Here is a 3242-nt window from a genome sequence, read left to right on the forward strand (position 1 = left end):
AAGGCGCAGGAAGTGATCATCGCGCTGTGGCTCGAGGCGTGGCTGACCAAGGACGACATCCTCGCGCGCTACCTGTCGAGCGTCTATTTCGGCGACGGGGTGTACGGCCTGCGCGCCGCATCGCGCCATTATTTCGGGCGCGCGCCGGAAAACCTCACGCTCGCCCAGTCGGCGATGCTCGCCGGCGTCGTCCAGGCGCCGTCGCGGCTCGCCCCGACGCGCAACCTCGCCGCCGCGCGCAAGCGCGGCCGGCTGGTGCTGGCGGCGATGGCCGACACCGGCGTGATCACCCCCGCGCGCGCCCGCGCCACGGTCTCCGCGCGGCCCGTCCTCCACCGCGCCAAGCTGCCCACCGGGACCTATTTCGCCGACTGGGTGTCGCCCGCCGCCCACCGCGCGTTCGAGGCCGACTTCGGCGAGGTGCGCGTCACTACCACGCTCGATGCCGACCTCCAGCGGCTCGCCGTGCGCGCCATCAACAACGCCGCGATCGGCGACGCCCAGGCGGCGCTGGTGGCGATGCGCCCCGATGGCCGCGTCGTCGCGATGGTCGGCGGGCGCAGCTACAAGGCGTCGCCGTTCAACCGCGCGACGCAAGCCCGCCGCCAGCCCGGCTCGGCGTTCAAATTGTTCGTTTATCTCGCTGCGATGCGCGCCGGGTGGACCGCCGACAGCCTGGTCCAGGACCGGCCGGTGACGATCGACGGCTGGACCCCGGCCAACAGCGACGGCGTCTATCGCGGCGCGATTCCCCTGCGCGAGGCGTTCGCGCGCTCGTCCAACGCCGCCACCGTGCGATTGTCCGAAAGCGTCGGCCGCGGCAATGTCCTGCGCGCCGCGCGCGAGCTCGGCATCTCCAGCCCGCTGCCCAACAGCCCGAGCGTCGCGCTCGGCACCGCCGGGGTCAGCCTGCTCGAGCTCACCGCGGCGTATGCCGCGCTCGCCGGCGGGCGCTACCCGGTCAGCGCCTCCGGGCTTCCGCCCGACGCGCAGGGCAGGGGCAATCTGGCCGCTTTGTTCGCGCGCGGCGGCCGCCTCGACGCGCGCCGCGACTGGGCGCCGATGCTCGACTTGCTGTGGGCCTCGGCCAACACCGGCACCGGGCGCCGCGCCGCGCTCGCCACCCCGACCTTCGGCAAGACCGGCACCAGCCAGGGCAACCGCGACGCCTTGTTCGTCGGTTTCGCCGGCGACCTGGTGGTCGGGGTGTGGGTCGGGCGCGACGACGACAAGCCGCTCGGCAAGAATCTCACCGGGGGCACCGCGCCGGCAAAAATCTGGCGCAGCTTCATGGCCCCCGCGCTGAGCATCGACGGCCGCGCCGCGCCGCGCCTGCCGCGCGAGTTCCGCGTGCCGCAGCGCGCGCCTCAGCGCCGCGAGCAACCGCGCAAGAGCCCGCTGCCCGAGGAATGGAGCGAGCCGACGCGCGCCCTGCGCGAGGCGCTGGAGGAACTCGAGCGGCTGTTCGAATAGCCGCGCCGCCCCGGCCGCCCCCGCTCAAATCCGGCAAACACGGTTAACTTACGGAAACCGGTCACTTTAAGCTTTTCTCAACGCCCGTGCCCTAATTCTCCATGCAACCTGAGCGAGGGACTGCGCAGGTCTGGGGGCGAGAGTTCCCGAAAATTGTGGAGCCTTAAGGAGACCGGAAATGATTAAGCGTTTCAAAAAGCTGATGAACAACGCCGAAGGCGCGACCGCCATTGAATATGGCCTGATTGCGGCTCTCATCGCGGTTGCCGCGATCGGCGCGATGAAGGGTATCGGCACCAAGCTGAACACCACCTTCAATAACGTTTCGGCCGAGCTCTAAGCTTCGACCGTTACGTTACAAGCTTTGGCGGCGGCGTCGAAAGGCGCCGCCGCTTTTGCATGTCCGCGGCACAGGCGCGGCGGCCCCCGCGGCCGGTGCGATTATTATCGCGCTCTCGCCGTCGAATTAATCCGCGCCAACAGGCGTGATTAAGACTTTTGCAACACTTTCCCCCCTAAATCCCTGGCTCTACCCCGGCGCGTTGGCGCCAGTTCGAGTGCGCGCCAGCCCGGGCGTCCCCACGCGGGGCGGCCGATGGTTAAGCGTGGCGAACTGCTTCCCTTAAGCCTTTCTCAACCGTCCCGGTCGTATTCCGGCACTTGACCTTCGCACGACGAAAGCGGGGGGGCGGGGACCATTTCCCGCCGCTGGACGACCAGGAGACCAGTGATGGCCAAGCTTCTGAAGCTGATCGGGAACGGGCGAGGCGCAACCTCGATCGAATATGCCCTGATCGCGTCGCTCATCGCGGTTGCCGCGATCGGCGCCATGAAGGGCATCGGCACCAAGCTCGGCGCCACCTACAACAATGTCGGGGCGCAACTCTAAACCGTTCGACCAAGTGGACCGATGATCGGCGGCGGCACCCGGGGGGGGCGTTCGCCGCCGTTCGTTTAACTGCGGCGGGGCAGGACGCCCGATGCCGCCTCCCGCGCCCGGCGCTTGCGGCGCTTGGCCAGCAGCGGCAGCGCGAACAAATAAACCCCGCTCGCCGCCATGCAGATGAGCACGATCCCCGAGCCCAGCGAAAAGGCGTATTTCGCCCATCCGCCGAGCCAGCTGAAATCGTGGATGGTCTCGATCAAATCGGAGGTGCGGTAGCCCACCTGGAGCACCTTGCCGGTGGCGACATCGACCTGGACCTCGGTGCGCGAGTGGAGGATCACCTTGGCCACCCCGTCGCCGGGCCTGAGGTCGATCCGCTCGACGTCCTGCCACACCGTCGCCTCGTGCCCGGGCACGCTGCGCACCGCGGCGACCAGGTCGGCGACCGGCCGGCCGAGTTCGCCCGGCGCCGCGCCTTGCTGCGTCGGCGGTTGCAGGCTGTCGAAATCCTTCTTGAGGGCGAGCAGCGACCCGGTCACCGCGATCACGAACACGGTGAACATCAGGGGCAGCGAGATCCAGTAATGGATCAGCCGGATGAGGCGTTGTGCGGACAAGCGGGGGGCGGACAAGCGAACAGCGGTCCGTCAGGCCTGAAAATCGGGGAATGGTGGAGCCGAGGGGGATCGAACCCCTGACCTCTGCAATGCCATTGCAGCGCTCTCCCAGCTGAGCTACGGCCCCGTCCAGAGGCGCCTTTAGGCGAACCCCGCGCGCTGTGTAAACCGGTAATGCGGCGCCGAGGATCGGTTCGCCGCCGCGCCGGCGCTCAGGCCACGATCAGGAAGTCCGCATTGGTCAGCGCCAGCCCGGCATCGAGCTG

At 68.8% G+C, this 3242-nt stretch carries 4 protein-coding genes and 1 tRNA gene; 3 read left to right on the forward strand and 2 right to left on the reverse strand.

The features are described 5' to 3' along the window. The 3 genes from RMP08_RS00805 to RMP08_RS00815 all read left to right on the forward strand — a co-directional run. A partial coding sequence (locus tag RMP08_RS00805) for a transglycosylase domain-containing protein (protein ID WP_310467042.1) occupies positions 1 to 1473 on the forward strand: 1473 nt, incomplete at its 5' end. Positions 1474 to 1651: 178 nt separating this feature from the next. Beyond that, entirely contained in the window at positions 1652 to 1813 is a 162-nt protein-coding gene (locus tag RMP08_RS00810) for a Flp family type IVb pilin (RefSeq protein WP_409049754.1), read from the forward strand. Between the two features lie 390 nt (positions 1814 to 2203). Beyond that, positions 2204 to 2362: a Flp family type IVb pilin gene (locus RMP08_RS00815; protein WP_310467043.1), complete on the forward strand. Its 159-nt coding sequence runs from the start codon at positions 2204 to 2206 to the stop codon at positions 2360 to 2362. Between the two features lie 65 nt (positions 2363 to 2427). Here RMP08_RS00815 and RMP08_RS00820 read toward each other — a convergent pair whose 3' ends face one another. Together RMP08_RS00820 and RMP08_RS00825 are read right to left on the reverse strand one after the other, a co-directional pair. Continuing rightward, entirely contained in the window at positions 2428 to 2976 is a 549-nt protein-coding gene (locus RMP08_RS00820) for a PepSY-associated TM helix domain-containing protein (protein ID WP_310467044.1), read from the reverse strand. A gap of 51 nt (positions 2977 to 3027) precedes the next feature. Then, positions 3028 to 3103 (reverse strand) — tRNA-Ala (locus RMP08_RS00825). Positions 3104 to 3242 lie beyond the last annotated feature (139 nt).

The sequence above is a fragment of the Sphingomonas sp. genome, assembly GCF_031426035.1.
GTDB lineage: Bacteria > Pseudomonadota > Alphaproteobacteria > Sphingomonadales > Sphingomonadaceae > Sphingomicrobium.

What these genes read in the sequence shown, in the direction of transcription:
- RMP08_RS00810 (WP_409049754.1), top strand. Translation starts at nt 1,652, where the DNA reads ATGATTAAGCGTTTCAAAAAGCTGATGAACAACGCCGAAGGCGCGACC.
- RMP08_RS00815 (WP_310467043.1), top strand. Translation starts at nt 2,204, where the DNA reads ATGGCCAAGCTTCTGAAGCTGATCGGGAACGGGCGAGGCGCAACCTCG.